The 20,966-nt window shown below is 52.9% G+C and carries 23 protein-coding genes; 21 read left to right on the top strand and 2 right to left on the bottom strand.

Features of this window, described 5'->3' with window-relative positions; translation table 11 throughout:
* Positions 1-20: 20 nt before the first annotated feature.
* From Kalk_RS14300 to Kalk_RS14260, 9 genes are all read left to right on the top strand, one after another.
* The gene (locus tag Kalk_RS14300) at positions 21-413 is read left to right on the top strand and encodes a hypothetical protein (protein ID WP_101894891.1); all 393 of its coding nucleotides are present in this window, start codon (positions 21-23) and stop codon (positions 411-413) included.
* A gap of 81 nt (positions 414-494) precedes the next feature.
* A complete protein-coding gene (locus Kalk_RS14295) occupies positions 495-1,685 on the top strand; it encodes a GGDEF domain-containing protein (protein WP_101894890.1) in 1,191 nt (396 codons plus the stop codon).
* 145 nt (positions 1,686-1,830) lie between these two features.
* A complete protein-coding gene (locus tag Kalk_RS14290) occupies positions 1,831-3,804 on the top strand; it encodes a sensor domain-containing diguanylate cyclase (RefSeq protein WP_101894889.1) in 1,974 nt (657 codons plus the stop codon).
* A gap of 60 nt (positions 3,805-3,864) precedes the next feature.
* Positions 3,865-4,500 carry a TetR/AcrR family transcriptional regulator gene (locus Kalk_RS14285; RefSeq protein WP_101894888.1) on the top strand — a complete coding sequence of 212 codons (636 nt, stop codon included), beginning with the start codon at positions 3,865-3,867 and terminating at the stop codon, positions 4,498-4,500.
* The gene (locus Kalk_RS14280) at positions 4,497-6,173 is read left to right on the top strand and encodes an isovaleryl-CoA dehydrogenase (protein ID WP_101894887.1); all 1,677 of its coding nucleotides are present in this window, start codon (positions 4,497-4,499) and stop codon (positions 6,171-6,173) included. The genes Kalk_RS14285 and Kalk_RS14280 overlap by 4 nt, the downstream gene beginning before the upstream one ends.
* A 15-nt stretch (positions 6,174-6,188) precedes the next feature.
* On the top strand, positions 6,189-6,602 hold the full coding sequence (locus Kalk_RS14275) for a PaaI family thioesterase (protein WP_101894886.1): 414 nt from the start codon (positions 6,189-6,191) through the stop codon (positions 6,600-6,602).
* Positions 6,603-6,750: 148 nt separating this feature from the next.
* Positions 6,751-7,233, top strand: a complete 483-nt coding sequence (locus tag Kalk_RS14270) for a DUF3015 domain-containing protein (protein WP_101896335.1) — start codon at positions 6,751-6,753, stop codon at positions 7,231-7,233.
* Positions 7,234-7,314: 81 nt separating this feature from the next.
* Positions 7,315-9,189 carry a DUF7840 domain-containing protein gene (locus Kalk_RS14265; protein WP_101894885.1) on the top strand — a complete coding sequence of 625 codons (1,875 nt, stop codon included), beginning with the start codon at positions 7,315-7,317 and terminating at the stop codon, positions 9,187-9,189.
* On the top strand, positions 9,155-10,093 hold the full coding sequence (locus Kalk_RS14260; protein WP_101894884.1) for an alpha/beta hydrolase: 939 nt from the start codon (positions 9,155-9,157) through the stop codon (positions 10,091-10,093). Before Kalk_RS14265 ends, Kalk_RS14260 begins: the two co-directional genes overlap by 35 nt.
* Here the strand turns inward: Kalk_RS14260 and Kalk_RS14255 are convergent.
* A complete protein-coding gene (locus Kalk_RS14255) occupies positions 10,038-10,682 on the bottom strand; it encodes an MBL fold metallo-hydrolase (RefSeq protein ID WP_101894883.1) in 645 nt (214 codons plus the stop codon). The two genes, Kalk_RS14260 and Kalk_RS14255, sit on opposite strands and share 56 nt — an antisense overlap.
* 109 nt (positions 10,683-10,791) lie before the next feature.
* Between Kalk_RS14255 and Kalk_RS14250 the strand changes: the two genes are divergently transcribed.
* The 7 genes from Kalk_RS14250 to Kalk_RS14220 all read left to right on the top strand — a co-directional run bounded on the left by Kalk_RS14250 (position 10,792) and on the right by Kalk_RS14220 (position 15,775).
* Positions 10,792-11,400 (top strand): DUF4136 domain-containing protein, encoded by a 609-nt coding sequence (locus tag Kalk_RS14250; RefSeq protein WP_158643499.1) that lies wholly within the window; start codon positions 10,792-10,794, stop codon positions 11,398-11,400.
* A gap of 5 nt (positions 11,401-11,405) precedes the next feature.
* Positions 11,406-12,578 carry a M48 family metallopeptidase gene (locus Kalk_RS14245; RefSeq protein WP_101894881.1) on the top strand — a complete coding sequence of 391 codons (1,173 nt, stop codon included), beginning with the start codon at positions 11,406-11,408 and terminating at the stop codon, positions 12,576-12,578.
* Complete coding sequence (locus Kalk_RS14240; protein WP_101894880.1) at positions 12,575-13,237, top strand: TIGR00266 family protein; 663 nt, start codon at positions 12,575-12,577, stop codon at positions 13,235-13,237. The genes Kalk_RS14245 and Kalk_RS14240 overlap by 4 nt, the downstream gene beginning before the upstream one ends.
* 10 nt (positions 13,238-13,247) lie before the next feature.
* Complete coding sequence (locus Kalk_RS14235) at positions 13,248-13,931, top strand: TIGR00266 family protein (protein WP_101894879.1); 684 nt, start codon at positions 13,248-13,250, stop codon at positions 13,929-13,931.
* Positions 13,932-13,939: 8 nt separating this feature from the next.
* Positions 13,940-14,956, top strand: a complete 1,017-nt coding sequence (locus Kalk_RS14230; RefSeq protein WP_233716653.1) for a TIGR00266 family protein — start codon at positions 13,940-13,942, stop codon at positions 14,954-14,956.
* A 105-nt stretch (positions 14,957-15,061) separates the two neighbouring features.
* The gene (locus Kalk_RS14225; protein WP_101894878.1) at positions 15,062-15,415 is read left to right on the top strand and encodes a hypothetical protein; all 354 of its coding nucleotides are present in this window, start codon (positions 15,062-15,064) and stop codon (positions 15,413-15,415) included.
* A 165-nt stretch (positions 15,416-15,580) separates the two neighbouring features.
* On the top strand, positions 15,581-15,775 hold the full coding sequence (locus Kalk_RS14220) for a PA3496 family putative envelope integrity protein (RefSeq protein ID WP_101894877.1): 195 nt from the start codon (positions 15,581-15,583) through the stop codon (positions 15,773-15,775).
* Positions 15,776-15,783: 8 nt separating this feature from the next.
* Here the strand turns inward: Kalk_RS14220 and Kalk_RS14215 are convergent, their stop codons facing one another.
* Entirely contained in the window at positions 15,784-16,629 is an 846-nt protein-coding gene (locus Kalk_RS14215; protein ID WP_101894876.1) for a LysR family transcriptional regulator, read from the bottom strand.
* Positions 16,630-16,766: 137 nt separating this feature from the next.
* On the opposite strand from Kalk_RS14215, the gene Kalk_RS14210 reads away from it, so the two are divergent.
* From Kalk_RS14210 to Kalk_RS14190, 5 genes are all read left to right on the top strand, one after another.
* The gene (locus Kalk_RS14210; RefSeq protein ID WP_101894875.1) at positions 16,767-17,363 is read left to right on the top strand and encodes a GNAT family N-acetyltransferase; all 597 of its coding nucleotides are present in this window, start codon (positions 16,767-16,769) and stop codon (positions 17,361-17,363) included.
* Positions 17,360-18,247, top strand: coding sequence for a DMT family transporter (locus Kalk_RS14205; protein WP_101894874.1), 888 nt, complete (start codon positions 17,360-17,362; stop codon positions 18,245-18,247). The genes Kalk_RS14210 and Kalk_RS14205 overlap by 4 nt, the downstream gene beginning before the upstream one ends.
* Positions 18,248-18,291: 44 nt before the next feature.
* On the top strand, positions 18,292-18,492 hold the full coding sequence (locus Kalk_RS14200; protein ID WP_101894873.1) for a SlyX family protein: 201 nt from the start codon (positions 18,292-18,294) through the stop codon (positions 18,490-18,492).
* A gap of 66 nt (positions 18,493-18,558) precedes the next feature.
* Positions 18,559-19,425, top strand: a complete 867-nt coding sequence (locus Kalk_RS14195) for an N-acyl homoserine lactonase family protein (RefSeq protein ID WP_158643498.1) — start codon at positions 18,559-18,561, stop codon at positions 19,423-19,425.
* Between the two features lie 8 nt (positions 19,426-19,433).
* A complete protein-coding gene (locus tag Kalk_RS14190; protein ID WP_101894871.1) occupies positions 19,434-20,903 on the top strand; it encodes an alkaline phosphatase D family protein in 1,470 nt (489 codons plus the stop codon).
* Positions 20,904-20,966 lie beyond the last annotated feature (63 nt).

The raw sequence follows: 20,966 nt of genomic DNA, 5'->3' as shown, positions 1-20,966 counted from the left end.
ATTGTTTCACAGGCTTGATCATGGAACCCATTAGCAGCAACAGCGCAACCACATTAGTTCAACCCAAAGCAGCAGAAGAGAAGCAGACGCGGGATGATTCTGAGGCTCAGACCCGATCTGAAAGCCAAACCAGAAGTTCCAGCGACAGCTTTAGCAGCAGCAACCCTGTCAGTGAACTGCAGTTACAACGCAGCCAGGTGGTGGTGGATTTGGGCAGGGCTCAACAATCCGGATTGGAGACAAGCCAACCGTTCCCCGCTGCACAGCCGTCGGAGAGGGATATAAACAGCCAGGCCGAAGCGGAAGCACTTAGCCAGCAACTGCAGCAACAGATCGGCGATAATCCCTCAACCGCACTGGACGCTCAGGCCAGTCAAGCCAGCCAGCAGACCACGCTGACACTATTCCAGTAACATTGTGGCATTTTGCTAACAGGCGATTTATGGTTTGATTAGTTGCTATACTCGTACTAATCAATCTAGTGTGTCGGTGAAATGCCAGAGCTTGACTGGGATCTACAAAAGTATGATCGGCAACTCAAAAAAGGATTTAAATCTCTTAGCTTTACGCAAGAGCTGGAAGTAGAGTTCCGAAATTTCTTTCACGCCCGCAATGTTGTAAAACAGCGGGGCGCTATTCTTGTTGGCATTATTTTACTGTTGATATTGGTACCACTGGACGTTGCCTATCTGGAAGGGGATGTTCTTGAATTTTATCTTATCAGTCGGGTATGGATTACAGTCCCCGTTCTGATAGTAGCCCTGCTGTTTACGTTCAAGGAGAGACTCAGGCGTTACTTTTCTGTATTTAGCTTCTTTATCATCACGTTTATCGGGATAACCACCAACGTTTCGGTGATTTACAGCCAGATGACGCACATCTACGCCCCTTACGAAGGTGCCATGCTGTTGATTATGGTGGCTTTTTTTCTGGGTGGCATGTACTTTCGCCAGTCACTGTCCTGCATCGTCATCATTGCGCTTAGCTACCTAGTGCTAAGCGAGATCTACCTGCCCCATGAGCAATACCAACTGCATCGCTATTTCTTTATATTTGCCACCTGCCTGATAGGTGGGGTCAGCGCATACACCTTCGAATATCAGGTACGAATCTCGTTTCTGCAGCGCGGTGCCTTGAAATGCCTGGCCAAAACAGATCACCTTACCGGCCTATACAATCGTGGCGCGCTGAATCAAAAACTTACCCACCTTACCGAATACGCTTTTCGTGAAAAAAAACCCATCACACTAATGTTGGTGGATGTGGATTATTTCAAAAATTTCAACGACTTCTATGGCCACATCAAAGGTGACCGCTGCCTGGTGGAAGTGGCTGCTGCGCTGGCCAAAAATTGTCAGCGGCCGCTGGACTTCGTCGGCCGCTACGGTGGCGAGGAATTTCTGTTAATGTGGTTTGATGCCGCCCCTAACGAGGCGAAGGGGTTTGCCGAAAAAACCAAGGCCAGCGTTGACCGGTTGCAGATACCCCACCAACAGTCCCAGGTCAGTGATCACGTTACCCTCTCTGGGGGCATGATTACCGGCGTGCCCAGCCACGCCAACCAAGCCGAAACCATCCTTAACCAGGCCGATCAGTGCCTTTATCGCGCCAAGGAAAGCGGCCGCAACCGTATCGTTATTCAGGATCTGGGTGACGAAAACAACATCGCCGATCTGGTTAAGTAAACACAGGTAACAGAACGTAGAGACCGAACTCAATTTGTTATAAATTGAAATACGACACTTTTTCCCCAAAACAGCGTCTAAACTGTAAATAACCAACGTAATTCAGTGAGCCAGCTCGCCAGTAGTAACGGAAAAAGGTCAATTTTTGAAGAACTTACTTAAAACATCAGTGCTTTGCTTCCTTGCTCTGGCCAGCTCTGTCGCGTGGTCGGTGCAATCGCTGATTATTTCAGATCAAACTGACAACGTTAACCTGCTGCCCTACCTGGAATACGTACCGGATTCCACTCATGCCCTGTCATTTGAAGACGTCAGCCACCTGAGTTCAGCAGACAGTTGGCGCACCGCCCCTCGTACTCGAGAAAACCTTAATTTCGGTTACACCGATGATGTGTACTGGTTCCGTTTTAATATCGAAAACAGCACCAACAAACGGCAACTTACCAACATCGAGCTAGGCTATACCGTACTCGATTTTGTGGACGTGTATATTGTTCAACCCAACAAGGAAACCCGGCTGATCGAGCTAGGCGACAAACATCCGTTCCCCGAACGTTTGGTGGATCATCGTAACTTTATTATCCCAATGGATTTAGCCGCTGAAGCCAGTGCAACAGTGTACATGCGCATTCAGACCACCAGTTCCATGCAGGTGCCCATGTTTCTGTGGCGGGATCACAGCCTGCTGAAAATAACCCAATCGCAAATGTTGGGGCTGGGTATTTATTTCGGCACTATGGGCGTGATGGTGCTATACAACCTGTTTGTGTTTTTCTCCGTACGGGAATCCAACTACCTGTACTATGTATTGTACGTGGCCAGCATCGCCATGTTCTTTTCCAGCCTCAGCGGAATATCCTTTCAGTATCTGTGGCCCAACAACATCTGGTGGAACGATCAAAGCATCGTTTTCTTTCTATCTTGTGTCGTTCTGTTTGCAGCCCTGTTTACGATTCGATTCTTACGCATCGCCGAAACGTTTCCGCGCCTTAAATACGTAGGGACATTGGTGGTAGTCATCAGCGCGGCGATTGTGGCCTGCTCACTGCTGATTGAATATCGCACCATGATTGCAGTAGTGATTAGCTGGGCAGTCGTCGGCATTACCATCGCCATCGTGATCGGTATGTATCGCTGGATGCTTGGGGATTCATCTGCCAAGTACTATTGCATTTCGTGGTTCACTTTTCTCATTGGTGGCGTGATACTCGCCTTGAACAAGTTCGACGTAATTCCCCGCAACTTTCTCACCGAGAACGCTACCCAGTTCGGCTCTGCGCTGGAAGTTATACTGCTTTCATTTGCGCTGGCAGATCGACTCAACATCGAGAAACGCCGTCGCTTTGAAGCCCAACTCCATGCTCTGGAAAATGAACGGGTGGCTCGACTGGCCCAAGCAGAAGCTTTGCAGCAGGAAAAAAATGCACGCCAGGCCCAAGAGCAGGCACTGATACACGAACGGGAAGCCCGAGAAGCGCAGGCATCTGCACTGGCAGTGCAGCGCCAGGCCACCGAGACTTTAGAGTACAAAGTTAAAGAACGCACCCACGAGCTGGAAATCGCCAATCAACGTCTGGAAGAATTGACCTATACCGACGGCCTAACCGGTATCCGCAATCGCCGCTACCTGAACCGGGCACTGGAACGGGAATTTTCGCGGGCACGCCGGGAGAAGGCACCCTTGACGGCAATATTGATCGATATAGACCATTTCAAACAATTTAACGACACCCATGGGCATCTTGTGGGAGACGACTGCCTGCGCGAGGTAGCCATGGCTATCAACGAATGCGCGCTGCGGGACAACGATGTGGTCGCCCGTTACGGTGGCGAGGAATTCTGCGTGCTGCTGCCCAACACCGATCAAGCCGGTGCCATGCGAGTTGCAGAAGAGATATGCGATGCCGTTCGAGCGGTTCAATTCAAGGCCTCCGGCCAGAAAATCACCGTGACCGCAAGCCTGGGTGTCAGTGCCTGCATTCCTGAACGGCACCATGATGTAGACAAGTTCATCGCGGCGGCGGATACCGCCCTCTACGAATCCAAAGCCAACGGCCGCAATCAGGTTAATTTCGCCTTACCCGACTTCTCATCGACCCTCAATCAAAACAAGGGATAAGTTGACCCGCCTCAGTGGGCGTGCTTTACTGTAGCCATAAAATGAATACGGATTCACTTTATGGCTTACCGTGCTACTGCATTCACCGAAAACCGCAAGGCCCAGACCCGAGCCCGGCTACTCAAAGAAGCCAAAGGCCTGGTGTCCGAGGCAGGCTTTCGTGGCCTGTCCGTGGCCGAGGTGGCCGCCCGCAGTGGTATTGCCACCGGTACTGTTTATCGCTACTTTCCTTCTAAATCAGAACTTTGCGTCGCTGTGTTTATACGCGCCACCGAACGAGAAATCGAAGCGGTAACCGAGCCCAGTGATCACCCACAGTCGCCCGCACAACAATTACAGCAGGCGCTAGAGCGCTTTGTGCAAAGGGCTCTGAAAAATCCAAATTTGGCCTATGCGTTAATCGCCGAGCCGGTGGATCCTGAGCTGGAACAAACCCGCCTTAACTATCGCGCCTTATGGGCAGAAACCTTTGCGCGCCTGATCAGTAGTGGCATTGAGCAGGGCGACTTCATTCCGCAACCTGAAGATATTTGTGCCACCGCACTGGTGGGAGCGATGGCAGAAACCGTCATTATCCCCTTGCAGCTAGCCCGCCACGACAACACCAAAACAGCATCCCCTTTAACCCAAACCCACTGCGAACAAATCGTTGCTTTCTGCATGCGAGCAGTGGTGAAACCTGTGAGCACATCATGACTTCAACTCATAACCCGATGGCCGAATCCATGAGTGCCGTCACCCACGAAGTGGAAAACCAACCAGAGCCATTGGAAAACTACAATTTGTTTCTTTCCGACGTGGCCCTACAAGAGGCCATGACACGAGAAGGCGCAGCCCAATCCAAAGCCGACCTAACTGCCTTCGGCCAGATCACAGGATCAGCCGAGGTCATCAAATGGGGGTTTCAGGCAAATAAGCACAAGCCGGAATTCCGCAGCCACGATCGTTATGGTCGCAGAGTGGACGAAATCGAGTTTCATCCCGCCTACCACAAGCTGATGGAAACCGCCGTTGTTAACGGATTACACTCAATCCCCTGGACTGATCCGCGCCCTGGAAAGAACGTGTTCCGAGCCGGGATGTCTTATCTGATGTGCCAGGTGGAAGCCGGGCACGGCTGCCCTATTACGATGACCTTTGCAGCAATTCCCACCATCCGTAAACAACCTTCCGTCGCCCAGCTCTGGGAACCTCTGATCACCAACCGATTCTACGATCCAAGTAACATACCCGCCCAACAAAAGCAGGGCGTCACCATCGGCATGGCCATGACCGAAAAGCAGGGTGGCTCCGATGTACGCGCCAACTCCACGCGCGCCTATCCGGTCAGCCAGCGGGGCGGTGGTGAGATCTACGAGTTGGTGGGACACAAATATTTTGTCTCCGCCCCGATGTGCGATGCCTTCCTGGTGCTGGCTCAGGCAGAAGGTGGAATCTCCTGTTTTCTGGTACCCCGCTGGCGACCGGATGGCAGCAAAAACCCACTGCAACTGCAACAGCTCAAAAATAAAATGGGCAACGTTTCCAACGCATCGTCGGAAACCGAGCTGCGCGGTGCAATGGGCTGGCTTATCGGTGACGAAGGACGTGGTATCGCCAACATACTGGAAATGGTTGCCCTGACCCGCTTCGACTGCATGATTGGATCGTCTTCTGGAATGCGCCAAGCCATGGCACAGATTCTTCATCACACCAGCCAGCGCAAGGCCTTCGGCAAACTGCTCATTGAGCAGCCTTTGATGCAGAACGTGTTAGCCGACCTCAGTATTGAAAGCGAAGCCGCCATGGCCCTGACCATGCGTATGGCTCGTGCCATGGACGCGCCCGAGGATGAGCATGAGCAGTTGGTGGCCCGCATCGGCACCGCCATCGGCAAATACTGGATCTGCAAACGCACACCCGGCCATGCCTATGAGGCCATGGAATGCATCGGCGGCAGCGCGGTCATGGAAGATTCCATCATGCCGCGACTATATCGAGAGGCTCCAGTCAATGCGATATGGGAAGGCAGCGGCAATGTGCAGTGCCTTGATATGCTGCGAGCAATGAGCCGCACACCAGGCTCACTGGAAGCGCTATTTGTCGAAATAGATCAAGCCAAGGGACTGAACAAACACTTCGACCAATTTGTGAATCAAGCCAAGATGCAGTTTAGCGACCTCTCCAATGTGGAGTACCGAGCACGCACACTGGTTGAACACCTTGCATTGGCACTGCAAGCCAGCGTACTGCTGCGCGCCGACAACGAAACCGTGGCAGATGCATTCTGTGCCGCTCGCTTGCAACAGGGCAGCCATCAAATGTATGGAACATTACCAGCGGGCATTGACTGTGAAGCAATCATCAGTCGCGCCTCACCACAGCACTAGACTCCGAGAGCGCTCATGACCAATAACACCCTCACCCCCAAGGAAGTGCAGCAATACCTGCAGGAGATCTTCCCTCAATTTGATGCCGTCATTACCCGTATTGATAAGGAGGGAGCGGTGCTGGAGCAGATTACCGACGAGCGCCATCTGCGTCCGGGCGGCACCGTCTCCGGCCCCACCATGATGGCATTGGCAGACGCCGCCATGTACGTGGCTATTCTTGGCAACCTGGGCAAGGTGGCGCTGGCAGTCACTACTAACCTCAACATCAATTTCTATCGAAAACCAGGGCCGGGAACATTAAGAGCCGAAGCCAGAATATTGAAAATGGGAGCCCGTCTTGCAGTGGGCGATGTACTGCTGTACAGCGAAGGGGTCGATCAATCCGTAGCCCATGTCACGCTGACGTACTCAATTCCACCGCAGTAATCCACCCATAAACAGCACTGGATTTTCTGCCATAATATCCTTTACTTACAAGAATGTTTCGCTCAATATCGGGGGGTTACTGTTTGCGGTGTAGTACCGATATGGATACCGAAACATACCAAAACTAATAATCTGGAGATCAATGGATATGAAAAAGCTATTAATCGGCGCAGTACTTTTGGGTTCCTCTTCCATCGCCATGGCAGAAGCACCAGGTGGCCCAGACTGCGGCTGGGGCAACATGCTGTTTGAAGGTCAAAGCGGCTTGGGCCCTCATTTCCTGGCGTCATGGACCAACGGCACTACCGGTAATGCCACCTTCGGCATGACCTCTGGTACCAACGGCTGTTCCTCAAACGGCACCCTGACCTACGGTGGCCAGGCACTGGTTGATCTCTCCAAGGTAATGGACGAATTCGTTGCTGATGCTGCACAAGGTCAAGGCGAAGCCATGACTGCCGTTGCCGTTTCCATGGGCATCGCTCCTGAAGATCGTGCGCACTTTGCCAGCACTGTCCACAGCAACTTCTCCGACATCTTCGCATCTGCAGATGCCACAGCCGAAGAAGTATTTGGCAATATCGTCAGCGTTATGAAAACCGATGCTCGCCTGTCCAAATATGTAGGCTAAAACGTCTTCGCCCGTCAGGAAAGGAGCAGTGCTCCTTTCCTGAATTAATTATAATAATCACCCCTCAAACAGCCCCACTTCATGAATTTATTTAAGCACCCTGCGATGGTATTTTGGTTGCTTCTCCTGTTATTTAATACCAACAACTACGCATCTGTCTCATCACTGAACAGCGAGCAACTCGAGCCCATCGGCGCACACCCAACCTGGCACCGCTTATTGCACTATGAAGCCTCCGCCAGCAACAACGGCTTCACCAGTCAGGTAGACGACACGGGTTTCTTCCTGTCTCCAGCAGGCAAACACAATCCGTTGGCTGAAGCGGTCGCCACTATCGATGCATTCTATGCTGCACCTGCCAATCTTGATGAACACGCAGTGTGTCGATTTCCAGCGCGCTGGCGCTTCCTCCAATCAGAACTATCGTTACCGGCAGCAGCGATCAGCATCGCCGACTGCCCCGAATACAATCAGTGGCTCAATACGCTCAACCCCCACAGCATCAGTCTTGTGTTCGCCTCTTCCTATCTAAACAGCCCATCTTCCATGTTTGGACACACATTCCTGCGGGTCGACCCACAAGACATCGAAAACGGATCCACCTGGCTTTCTTACGCGGTCAATTTTGGTGCCGAGCTTCACGCCGAGGACAACTCCTTTTTGTATGCCTATAAAGGGCTATTTGGCGGCTACCCCGGCTTTTTCAGCGTGGTCCGGTATTACGAAAAAATTAAAGAATACAGTCGCATCGAAAATCGTGATCTATGGGAATACAACCTGAATCTATCGCCGCAAGAAACCCGCAATCTAGTCTCGCACCTGTGGGAACTGCGCAATGTGACATTCGATTACTACTTCTTCGATGAAAACTGCTCTTATCGATTACTGGAATTGTTAGAGTACGCTCGCCCCGGTACGTCATTACGTGAGGATTTTGGCATGCGGGCCATTCCTATCGACACCATTCGCGCAGTAATTGATGGTGAATTGGTTGATTCGGTCACTTATCGCCCCTCCATGGCCGCCAAGCTGGAACACCATGTGAACCAGTTGAATGATGAGCAGCAAATGCTGGCATGGCAACTGGCTCGACGGCAAACGGATCTGGATGATGAGCGACTCACCCCTCTGACACCCGCAAGCAAGGCCATGGTTATTGCATCCGCCTACGAGTACCTGCGATATCTTGAATTGGAGAACCCCCGCGACCAGCAGACTGCGAACTACAGTCTGTCGCTGCTCAAAGCTATAAGCACCCTGCCTCTGAACAAAACACCACCACCGACGCCGGAGATCGCGCCTGACCAAGGCCATAAAACGTTACTGCTCGGCTTAACCGGTGGCACACAAGATGCGATCAACTTTGCCGATCTGCGCATACGTCTTAGCTATCATGATCTGACGGACAATCGTGACGGCTATCTGGATGGTGCAGCCATCAATATCGGCGAGCTTCGCTTGCGCCAACGCAACAATGATTCGCTGCAGATTGAAACGATCAACTTCGTCGACATCAACTCTCACGCCCCTCGCACCCTGTTCCTAAAACCAGTGACCTGGCGGGTAAGGGCTGGTTTTGAACGCATCTATTCCGCACAGGATGACGATCTGGTCGCCCAAACCAACGGCGGTGCCGGCGCAACCTATGCGCTGGGCGAACACAGCCTGGTATACGCCATGGCCATGGGCCGACTGGAATACAATGAACTGCTGAATCACAACTGGGCAGTGGGCGCCGGTGCGTTGGCCGGTGGCCTGGTTTATCTCCCTTTTGGTACTCTGCAACTGGAATCCAACTACTACCAATTCAGTGACGGACTGGAACGTTATCAGCATCAACTGATCCAAAACATCAACATAGGTCGCGACAACGCTGTACGATTAAAGGCAACGCACCAGAAACAAGTGGAAACCAACATCGATGAGTTCAGCCTGGAATTCCGCCATTATTTCTAGAGTGGTGGTTTATAGCACTCTAATGGCCTGCGCGGTGATCGCAATGAATGGATGCAGCCGTTACTTTTTTTACCCGATGAAAGATCTGATTCATAGCCCGGAGAAAGCAGGGCTGACCTATGAGGATGTGCTGGTCACAACCCAGGATAACGTACAGATACACGGCTGGTTGCTGCGTGCCGACCACCCCAAGGGCATCGTATTTTTTCTACACGGTAATGCTGAGAATATCAGCACCCATATTGGCAGCGTTTATTGGCTGCCGGAGCAAGGCTACGACGTGCTGCTGATGGATTACCGCGGCTACGGCCGCTCCGAAGGTACACCTGATTTTCCTGAGGTATTTTGGGATGTGGACGCGATGTACGACTGGCTCAAGCTCTACGCACAAGATAAGGAGCTGCCGGTATTTATACTCGGGCAAAGCCTGGGGGCAACCATCGCCAGTTATTATTTCAGTCAACTCGGTAATGACCAGCGACGTTATGAAGCCGTAGTGTTGGATTCCGTGTTCTCTGGCCATCAGGATATCGCTAAAGACGTGCTGTCCCGCAGCCTGATCACCTGGCCATTTCAATTTGTTGTGCCGTTGTTTCTACCCACAGAGTACAACCCCAAAGATCATGTGGCAGGATTCAGCCCCACGCCCGTACTGTTTTTTCACAGTCCAGATGATGAAATTTTACCCTACGAACAAGGTCGTTATGTTTATGAACAGGCCAAACCGCCAAAATATTGGGTAACCAGTCATGGGCCGCACATCGCCACATTCGGCCACCCACTGTATCGGCAGATTCTGCTCAACTTTCTGAATGATCCGAATACCGATCCGCAGCAAGGGGTAAACATCAGCCCCACTGCCCCCCCACAAACGGATTCGTCTTCATCTCATAATCAAAAGTAGACATCGGGCCGTGGCCGGGAATGAACTCCACATCCCCACCCAGCGTGAACAGCTTTTCTTTGATGGAACGAATCAGGGTAGCGTGATCCCCACCGGGAAAGTCAGTGCGCCCGATAGAACCGTTGAACAACACATCACCCACGATGGCCAGCTTGGTAACCGGATCAAAAAACACCACATGCCCCGGCGTATGCCCCGGACAATGCAGCACGCTCAAGGTAACATTACCCACCTGCACGGATTCGCCATCCTGTAGCCACTGGGCAGGCTCGAATATACGCGCTTCCTTAAACCCGAACATCTTGCTCTGCTGGGGCAAGCCCTGAATCCAGTAATCGTCGCCCTTGTGCGGCCCAACAATGGGCAATGAATGCTCGTCGGCCAGATCCGCTGCCGCACCCGCATGATCAATGTGGGCATGAGTGAGTAGAATCTTGTCCAACGTCACACCCTCTTCCTTCATGACAGCGTAGACTCGATCCAGATCACCACCGGGGTCCACCACCGCCCCCCTCATGGTTTCATCGCACCAAACGAGGGAACAGTTCTGATCGAAGGGTGTCACAGGAATAATTCTATATTTCAACATGCTAGACTCTCTCAACAGGCTTAACTGAAAGGACGATTTCCTACATCCATCAGCACTAAGACCGGTATCATACCATCTATCGAAAGAGCAATTGATAATGAGGAACACCATGCAGATAAATCAACTCTGGCACCGTGCTGTAGCCATCACTCTCCCTGCCCTGGCTGCTGCGGTTTTACTGCTGAACAGTGGTTGCGTTACGGTGGAAGAGCCCATCGACAAAATCAACCCTGCCCTGCGCCAGTCGTCTGTGGTGTCCACCAACGCCCCCGAATTCAGTCCACAACGAGGTGAAACTGTGGCCTGGAGAGGCGATATAACCGTGCACGCACCGGAAGGCCAAGCCGTGCCGGATGCGCTTGTGGCAGATTTGAAAGCCAAAATCGACACGCAGCTGGTTGCCAAAGGCTACAGGTTCACTCAGATAGGCGAGCAGCCAGACTACCTGATGCATGGCATCATCGTGTTGGGAAACGAGCTTAACGAAAACCAGTTGCGGGATGTTCTCGGATTTGAACCCGGCCTGGTGACCCATGGACAAAAATATGAAAAAGGCAGCCTGCTGCTGATGTTGGTAGATCCCAACAGCTACAGCACAGACTGGCGTGCAGTGGTGCAGGTGTTTACCTCTCAGGAGCTCAGCCCCGAGGAACGGGATCACCGCTTTGACTACATTATACGCAGCCTGTTGCGCCCGCTGCCTGACCTGAAGGGCTAAGCGGGATGTCACACGCGAATTACGCCGGCCACGCCTTTCATGATTCATTCAACAATGGCCGTGCCTCCGGCGAAATCACGATTACCGATGCCCACGTGCAGTTTCGCAATGATCAGGGCAACGTGCGCTTCAGCATTACCGGCGCACAGTTCAAACTGGGGGGGGCCAGTGATCGCCTGCTGTTTATCAGCCACCCCAGTCAGCCCGGCTGGAATCTGTACACCTCAGACCTGAGCATCCTCAAGCATCCGGCGCTGCACAATGATCCCGCGGTACAGGCTCAGGTGAAAAAGGCCCGCAACACCAAACGTCTTGCCTGGGGCGTATTCGGCTCCGTCGGCATGCTACTGGTGGCCATTCCCTTATGCATTGTGCTGTTTATGGACAGCATTACCGGCCCCCTTGCCCGCCACGTGCCCGCCGAGTGGGAAGAAAAGCTGGGCGAAACAGCCTTCGGCCAATATCAGATGGGGCAGGAGTTCTTGCCACAAGAGGAAGCCGATACCCTGCTGGAGCCGATGATCCAGCCACTGCTGGATCATCTGGATTCGGATCGCTATCAATATCGCTTCCACATCAGCCGCGATGATCAGGTTAACGCCTTTGCTCTGCCGGGAGGCTACATCGTGATCAACAGCGGCCTGATTCTGAAAGCAGATTCCGCCGACGAAATGCTGGGGGTCGTGGCCCATGAAATCGCCCATGTCACCCAGCAGCACAGCGTGCGCAATATTATGGGCACCGCCGGTGTCTATCTCACCATCAATGCAGTCCTGGGGGATATGACCGGCCTGCTGGCGGTCATGGCAGACGCCGCTCCGTTTCTGATCAACCAAAGCTATTCACGGGGCTTCGAATCCGAGGCGGATGCCGAGGGCCTGGCCCTGCTGCATCGGGCCGGCATCAACCCGGAAGGGCTGATCACCTTCTTTGAAAAGTTGCGCCAGCAGGAACAGGAACAAATAGAGAAAATGGCCGGTGAGGACAACAGTGCCGCGGTGGAGAGCACCCTGCAGTTTCTCAGCACTCACCCCGCCACCGAAGACCGCATCGCCCAATTGCGCAAGCGTATAGACGCCCTGCCCCATCAACGGGAGCGCGATCTGCAGACCGAATTCACAGCATTACAGGAACGGGTCAAACTGTTCGTAGCCGAAGAGGATGAAGAAGAGCAATGAAAACGGAAATCAAAGGTCAGCCGGCCTTTTCCTACATTGATGTAGAACTGGAACCCGGCGACACCATCACCACCGAATCCGACGCCATGTCCAGCATGGATGCCGACATTGAACTGCGCTCCCGCTTCAACGGCGGTTTTTTCGTAGGTTTGCTGCGCAAGTTTCTGGGGGGCGAAACCCTCTTCATCAACGACTTCAGCAACCCCACCGATGGCACCCGTCGCATGACCATCGTGCAGCCCACCCCCGGCGAAGTGCGCGAACTGCAGCTCAATGGCGAAACCCTGTACATGCAACCGGGCGCCTTCCTGGCCTGCACCGATGGCGTCAAAGTCGGCGTCAAGTTTGCGGGGTTCATTTCCTGGATCGCCCGTGAGGGCCTGTTCCGCATTGCTGTCAGCGGTACCGGCAAAGTCTGGTACGGTGCCTTCGGTGCTCTGCTGGATCGTGAAATCGACGGCGAATACATCGTCGACACCAGTCATCTGGTGGCCTACGAACCCAGCATCAAGCTGAAACTGCAACTGGCCGGCGGCATTTTCTCCAGCCTGTTCGGTGGCGAAGGACTGGTCACCCGCGTAGTGGGTAAAGGCAAAATCGTCATTCAATCCCGCAGCATCAGCGGCATCGCCAGCTGGATCAACCCACGGCTGCCATAAGGAGCGCATCATGCACATTGAACTGCTTAACCGCCCCGGCAATACGGCGGCGAAAGTAACACTGCAACCCGGTGAAACCTGCACCGCCGAATCCGGGGCCATGATTGCCATGAGCGGCAATATGGACATCACCACCACGACCCACAAAAAAAGCAGCCGTGGCATCATGAAAGCCATCAAGCGCATGGTGGCCGGTGAATCCCTGTTTCTGAACCACTTTGAACCCAAGGGCAAAGCCGGTGAAGTCTGGCTGGGCACCTCACTAGCCGGGGACATGGAAGTCATGGAACTGGATCAGGACAGCCTGATCGTTCAAGGCAGCTCATTCCTCGCCTGCGAAGAGGACATCGATATCGACCTGGGTTGGCAGGGCTTCAAATCCGTGTTTTCCGGCGAAAGCGTGTTCTGGGTCAACCTGAAGGGCAAAGGCAAAGTCATCGTATCCTCTTTCGGTGCCATCTACCCGGTGCAGGTGAACGGCGAATACATCGTCGACACCGGCCACATTGTCGCCTTTAACGAAACCCTGAACTTCAGCATCACCAAAGCCGGTTCCAGCTGGTTTCACTCCATGCTGGGGGGCGAAGGCCTGGTCTGTAAATTCAGCGGCCAGGGTACCGTCTGGTGCCAATCCCATAACCCCATCAGTTTCGGTCAGGCCCTCACCAGCGGCCTGCGCCCACGACGCGTTTAGGAGGCAACATGAGCACATACAACGTCAATGTGACCGGCGACATCAGCCCCTACGCCCAGCGCGACACGGTCATCGCGGCCTTCGCCAAGATGGCCAATATTGATGAGCAGAAAGCCGAAGCCATTTTTGACCGTGGCAATGTCACCATCAAAAAAGGTGTCGACGAGCAGACCGCTGCCAAATTCCAGAAAGCCCTGGAGCAAATCGGCGCTATTGCCGTCATCGACCCGCCTCTGCCCGGCAGCGAAGCGCCCCTGAGCTTTGACGAGCCGGTAACCGTGGAAGAAACCACGCCTCCCCCGGCAGCGCCCGCCCTTCATCAGGCTGCGGCGGCTCTGGAGCAAACCAACCCCAAGGGTTACCCATTCACCATCGAAGGCCGCCCGGACTACGCCTTCCTCACGGTGAAAGTGCCCGCCAATGAAACGCTGAAAGTGGAAGCCTCCTCCATGGCCACCATGGACACCCACATGAAAATGAAAACCAAACTGCGGGGTGGCTTTGGACGTTTTCTGAGCGGAGAATCCATCTTCATCAACGAATTCACCGCAGAAGGCGGCCCCGGCGAAATCGGCATCGCGCCGGGCTCCCCCGGTGACATGACCCACCTCTACCTGGACAACAACATCGTCTACCTGCAGAACTCCGCTTTCGTGGCCTCCACCATGGGCGTGGAAATCGAAAGCAAGTGGCAAGGCCTCACCAAGGGGTTCTTCTCCGGTGAGAGCCTGTTCCTGATCCGCGCCAGCGGCAGCGGGGATCTGTGGTTCAACACCTACGGTGCCCTGATCGAAATCGATGTAGAGGAAGACTACGTGGTGGATACCGGCAACATCGTCGCCTTCACCGACGGCCTGGACTACACCATCACCAAAGTGGGGGGCTATAAATCCCTGTTCTTCTCCGGGGAAGGCTTTGTCTGCCGCTTCAAAGGTCAAGGCAAGGTCTGGATTCAAACCCGAGGCGTCGCCGCCTTTGCCTGGTGGGCCCACTGGTTCCGACCGGTCGAAAAATCAAACGGGTAACCAGCACATCAAAAAAATCTAATCATCACGGATGATTATTTTTGATACACATCCCCAAAGCCAGCCGCTACATTGACTAAACGCTGTGCTTTGGGGAGTTTTGTTGTGAAATCTGTAGCCACTCTGTTTAACCTGATCAGCATTGCCGCTCTGCTTGCGCTGTCGCAACTCGCCACAGCCAATGAAAACTACGCAGAACAATACGGCGATGACAACTATCAAGAAGAAACCTATCAGGATGAGGCCTACCCCGAAGAAACCTACCAGGATCAATCCTACACCGAAGAAACCTATCAGGAACCAGCCTATCGGGAAGAACCTGAGATGGACAGCAGTCAAGCCGCGCACGTGAAGGAAGTCAAAACGCTTTGCCAACAGTGGGCTCAGGAGTCCGGCTTGGAAGACGAAGACAAAAACGCCTACATAGAAGATTGCGTGTACAGCCAGACCGGTTTCTGACCCTTCTGCTTATTTAAAAGTATTAAACATCAGGTAAAATATTTTTTGCTATCCATACGGTATTCGCCTGTTTTCTAATGCGCATGTTCACGGCGGTTAACACCGCCAACCCGACCACTTGAGCCTGAACTTTAACCAGCAAGGCATTCGTCACTGAGGTTAAACATGAGCAATGCGTCAACAGCAGATTGGGATGACGACACCTTCGAAGAAGAAGACTCCGTAGATGTCTCCACTCTGGATGACCCCAAGCTATCTCGAAAACAACGTTTGGATATCCGCCGCAAACTCGAAGACCGAATGGAAATGAAGCGTCTGCAGAGCGAAATTGCCGAGCTGGACAGCTACTGGCTGGACTGATCCCGCCGCTACACCGAGAGGGGCTTCAGCAGCTGCACAACTTCATCCACGATATCCTTACGATCGCTGGATGCCCGATACACCGCGTACAAGGGGCGGGAAAACGTAGGCGCGCCTGGCACCTGCAACAACGTCGGTGTGTGCTCCTGCTCCAACACGCTGTGAGGCAGATACGCAGCCCCTTGCTGGTTATGCAGATAATCAAGCGCTATGGCACCCATGTTGGTATGCAAAACCGGCTTCGGTAAATCACCAAATCGCTTAGCGTGGAACATCTCGAACGACACCCCCCAATCCACATAGACATAGCCGGACTGAAAAGCCGTTTTACTATTAAGCTCAGGGTTGTTGCTCACCAACACCAACTTTACCTGCCCAATCTTCTCTGCCTTGAAATCCACCAAGCGGGAAGGCTCCAGCAAAAATGCCACATCCAGCGTCCGATCCACCAGCATACGGGCAAGCATCTCCGACGGGTGAGAGATGGCGCGCACCGCCGCCTTGGGCAACATCTGAAATATCTTGGAAAGCTGTTGGTGCAAACCAAAGCTCCAGAGACTATGGGTAGCCCCGACGTTCACCTGCTGCTCCTGATCGGCTTTCAACGCGACATCCTGCAACGCCCGTGACCACGACAACAACATCGTGTCGGCATGGGGCAGCAGACGCTCCCCCTCCAGGGTCAGCTGAATGTTGTTGCGGTTGCGAATAAACAAATCCACCCCCAGCATCTGCTCCAGCTGACGCACACGGGCGCTCACTGCCGCTGGCGTCAGATAGAGATTTTCAGCAGCCCGCCCAAAATGCCGGGTTTTATTTACTTCCAGAAATGTCTTCAGTAAATCAATATCCATACTGCGGCTCTAGTAAAGAAACTTGGGCAGCTTAGGCCAAGGTCTACGCTGAAATCAAGCGCAGATACGCGGGTCTGTGTTACTGTAATGTCCCTGATACCACCCAAAATATCACCCGATCAATCGAGGAATCCCCAATGCCATTTGCCATCAGCCCTGTCGTTCTGGAAGGTATAGGGGTTCGGCTGGAACCTCTGTGCACGAATCACGCAGCAGAGCTATACGCAATCGGGCAGGAGCAAGACGACTGGCAATACATGCCCAGAGGCGCTTTCGAATCCCTGGAAGACACTCATCAGTGGATCGAAGCCGCCCAGCAACTGGCAGCAACAGGGGAACACATAAGCTTCACCATCATCGACACCCACAGCAATCGGGTTGCCGGCAGCAGTCGCTACCTGAGCATTCGCCCTGCCCACAAAGGGTTGGAAATCGGTTACACCTGGCTGGGCCGCGAGTTTCAACGCAGCCACGTCAACACGGCTGCCAAGCTTTGCCTGCTGAGCCAGGCCTTTGACACCCTCAAAGCCCTGCGGGTAGAACTGAAATGTGACAGCCGTAACGAACGCTCCCAAGCGGCCATCACTCGCCTGGGGGCCACTCGAGAAGGCGTGTTTCGAAAGCACATGATCGTGCGCAATGACTTTGTAAGGGACTCCGTCTATTTCAGCATCATCGACAGCGAATGGCCCCATATAAAACGTCGGCTCCGCCAACAACTGGATGCCCAATGAAAATAGACAAAACCCTGCTATCGGATCTACTGTTGCTGGCGGTTACCCTGCTGGCGGCTGGCGGCTGGATTTTTTCCAAAGAAGCACTGCAGGGCATCGCGCCATTGTCGTTCCTCGGCATTCGTTTCTTCATGGCAGGGGTTCTGCTGATGGTCATGTGTACGCCACAACTAAAACGCATGACCGCAGCCCACTGGCGCACCACCCTGGGCATGGGACTACTATTCAGCGTAGCGTTAATGCTGTGGGTGAATGGACTGTTCCTTAGTGACCACGTGGGCGAAGGTGCTTTCATCACCAGCCTGGGCGTAGTACTGGTCCCCGTGGTCGCAAAATTAGTATTCAAAGACACGCCGGAAGGCAGCACCTGGCTGGCACTGCCCGTAGCCATCGTTGGACTGGCTTGCCTGTCACTGAACAATGGCTTCCGCTTCGAAACCAGCCAACTATTGTTCATCGTAGCGGCGATTATGTTCGCCGTGCACTTCAATTTAATCAGCCGTGCATTGATCCAAGTGCCCGCATTCGCACTGACCTCAATTCAACTCACCTTTGTTGGACTAAGCGCCACCGGTGTAGCAATGTTTGTCGAACCATGGCCACCACAAATCAGTGACTACACCTGGGGCTGGATATTAGCCAGCGTATTACTGGCCAGCTCAGCCCGGTTCCTGATTCAGGCCTACGCTCAATCGATGGCCAGCGCCAGTCATGCAGCCATCATTATGGTATTGGAACCACTGTGGGCATCACTGATGGCCATATATTGGTTTGGTGAATCCATGACCGCACAGCAGATGCTTGGCTGCACATTTATTTTTCTGGCGCTGTTACTTAATCGCTGGCGCTCCGTGCGCCAACTCCTAAAATCGTTGCTTCGATAACGCAACTAGCCTCTCAATACCAGCAATAAAAGTGGTAATAAAAAATGGAAGAAAAAATTGTCAATATTGAAACCCGCCTGGCTTTTCAGGATGATACCATTCAAGAACTGAGTGACGTGATCTACCGCCAACAACAACAAATAGATCAACTTGAAAAGACACTGCAGGCCTTGCTCAACAAAGTGCAGGATTTAATGGAAGGCGGCAACGAAAAAATCGTTGATGAAAGACCGCCTCACTATTAACAATGCCAGTTGATTGCACGCCGTGATCCCGCAATCAACACATCAACCGACATTCAAGGAATGACCATGCGCACACCATTACGAACGATCACCACATTTCTACTATCAGCCGCTGCCATCGCCGCACTGAGTGTAGTCGCAAGCTGCAGCACCAACAGCCAACAAACACCGGATATCAAACTCTACGTATTCAAGTGTGGCAACATTTCCAGTCGCGACATTTCACTATTCTCCCCAGGAGTAAACGAAGGGCAAAGCAAAGAGCTGACCGATAGCTGTTATCTGATTCGTCACCCACAGGGAGATCTGTTCTGGGATGCCGGTTTGGCTGACTCCATTGGGCCAGATGGCATCGAAGTTTTCAACGGGGCGCTGCATTTAAGCGTGACCAACCCGCTGCGGGCACAGTTGGACGCCATCGGGGTCAAGCCTGAAGAGATTGAATGGCTAGGCATTTCCCATTTTCACTCCGACCATATCGGCAACGCCAATTGGTTCAACAACGCCACCCTGCTGATTCAAAAAGAGGAGTTCGACGCTGCCTTTGGTGCCAACCCTCAGCAATACGGTTTCAACCCCGATCTGTATAGCCAATTCAACGCCAGCAACTCACAAATATTGCAAGGCGACCATGACGTCTTTGGTGATGGACGTGTTGTTATCAAGCGCGCAGTGGGCCACACCCCAGGACACCAAATGCTGTATTTGGATCTATCCAACAGCGGCCCCATCATGCTGTCCGGCGACCTGTATCACTTCACCAGCAACCGAGAACATCAACGGGTTCCATCATTTAATTTTGACAAAGAACAAACCCTCGAAGCCATGAAACAAATCGAGCAGCATGTGAAACAAACCGGCGCGCAATTCTGGATTCAGCATGACAAAGAACAGAACGCCACCATTCTCCATGCGCCGGAATTTTATAACTAGGGGGATTTATGAGCAGTAGATTACAGATCGGCCCGTTGCTGGGCCTGGAGTCAGAGCAGCTCTACACAGTCTGTTTCAGCACCGACAAGAGTATCACAGAAGCCAAGGTCAACCTGAATGGTCGCAGTGTACGCGCCCTGAAAGTAGGTGAAACCGGCGGCAGCCTGTTCTGGCGAGCAGAACATGAAGAGCCACCCCATACCAGCGCCAAGTTAGTGCGCTACAACATCTACCTTGACGGAGAGGTGGCCAACAACAGCCACAACAAAAGCGAATGGACTTTTTATGTCCCCGCGCAGAGTGAACAACCTCGTTTTGCATACGCTTCCTGCAACGGGTTTTCCAGCGCCGACCTGGTGAATAAGACCGACGAACCCTATTCGCTGTGGGAGAAGATGAAAGTCTCCCATGATAAGGAGCCGTTCTCTCTACTGCTGATGGGCGGCGATCAGCTTTACGCCGACGAAATGTGGGGCAGCGTGCCCAGCCTGAAAGCCTGGGGAAAAAAATCTCGCAAAAAAAGAGTGCAAAGCGCCTTCAGCCAGACCATGCAACAACAGGTCGAACGTTTCTACGATGATCTCTATCGCCAGCGCTGGAGCGACACCAATATGGCAGAGATGTACGCCAGCATTCCCAGCGTTATGATGTGGGATGATCATGATATCTTCGACGGCTGGGGAAGCTATCCTGACGATTTACACTCTTGTGATGTTTTTCAAGGCATATTCAAAACAGCCAAACAATTCTTCGAGCTGTTTCAGATCCGTTCCAATAAAAACCAGAGTCTGCTCAACGGAGCAGCAGGCCACTATGCTTTAGGCTTTTGCTTTCGCGGCTTTCACATCCTGGCCTTGGACAACCGTGGCGAACGCACCTTGGAACAGGTGATGAGCCAACAGCAGTGGAAAGACCTGATCAAATATCTGGACGAACACGCAACTCACGGCCATTTACTTCTCATGTCGGCAGTGCCGGTGGTTTACCGTGACTTTTCCTTCAGCGAAAGCGCTTTGGATGTCACCCCCTGGGAAGAAGAACTCACTGACGACCTGAAAGATCACTGGCGCGCAAAAGAACATCAAGGGGAACGCGCCCGACTGATCATGCGTCTACTTAACAACCATCAAACGCGCAGCGGTAAAACAGTTATTCTGTCTGGAGATGTTCATATTGGCTGCCTCGGTGTCATCAACGATCGTCGCAATGATAAGCGCATTCATCAGATCGTATCATCCGGCATCGTCCACCCTGCACCCAGCCGTATTGCCTGGCTGGGTATCATGGCAGTCACCAACGATAAAAAGGAATATCTGAACGAAGATCACAGCATAGAAATCTCCATGCTGCAGCCCTACCACTCCGACAAATACCTGCGAAGCCGAAATTTCGTTACCCTGCAGGAAGGAACCGACCAAAAACTCTGGGCTCAATGGATCTGCGAATCGAAGGATAAGCCGGTTTACCCGCTAAGCTAGTTCATCTAGCTCAATCTAAAACTAGGATTTAGGTTCTAATTCATTCAGCGCGCTGGTCAATCG

Source organism: Ketobacter alkanivorans (assembly GCF_002863865.1).
In the GTDB taxonomy this organism is placed as follows: domain Bacteria; phylum Pseudomonadota; class Gammaproteobacteria; order Pseudomonadales; family Ketobacteraceae; genus Ketobacter; species Ketobacter alkanivorans.
This window is presented reverse-complemented; position numbering and strand designations above follow the sequence as displayed.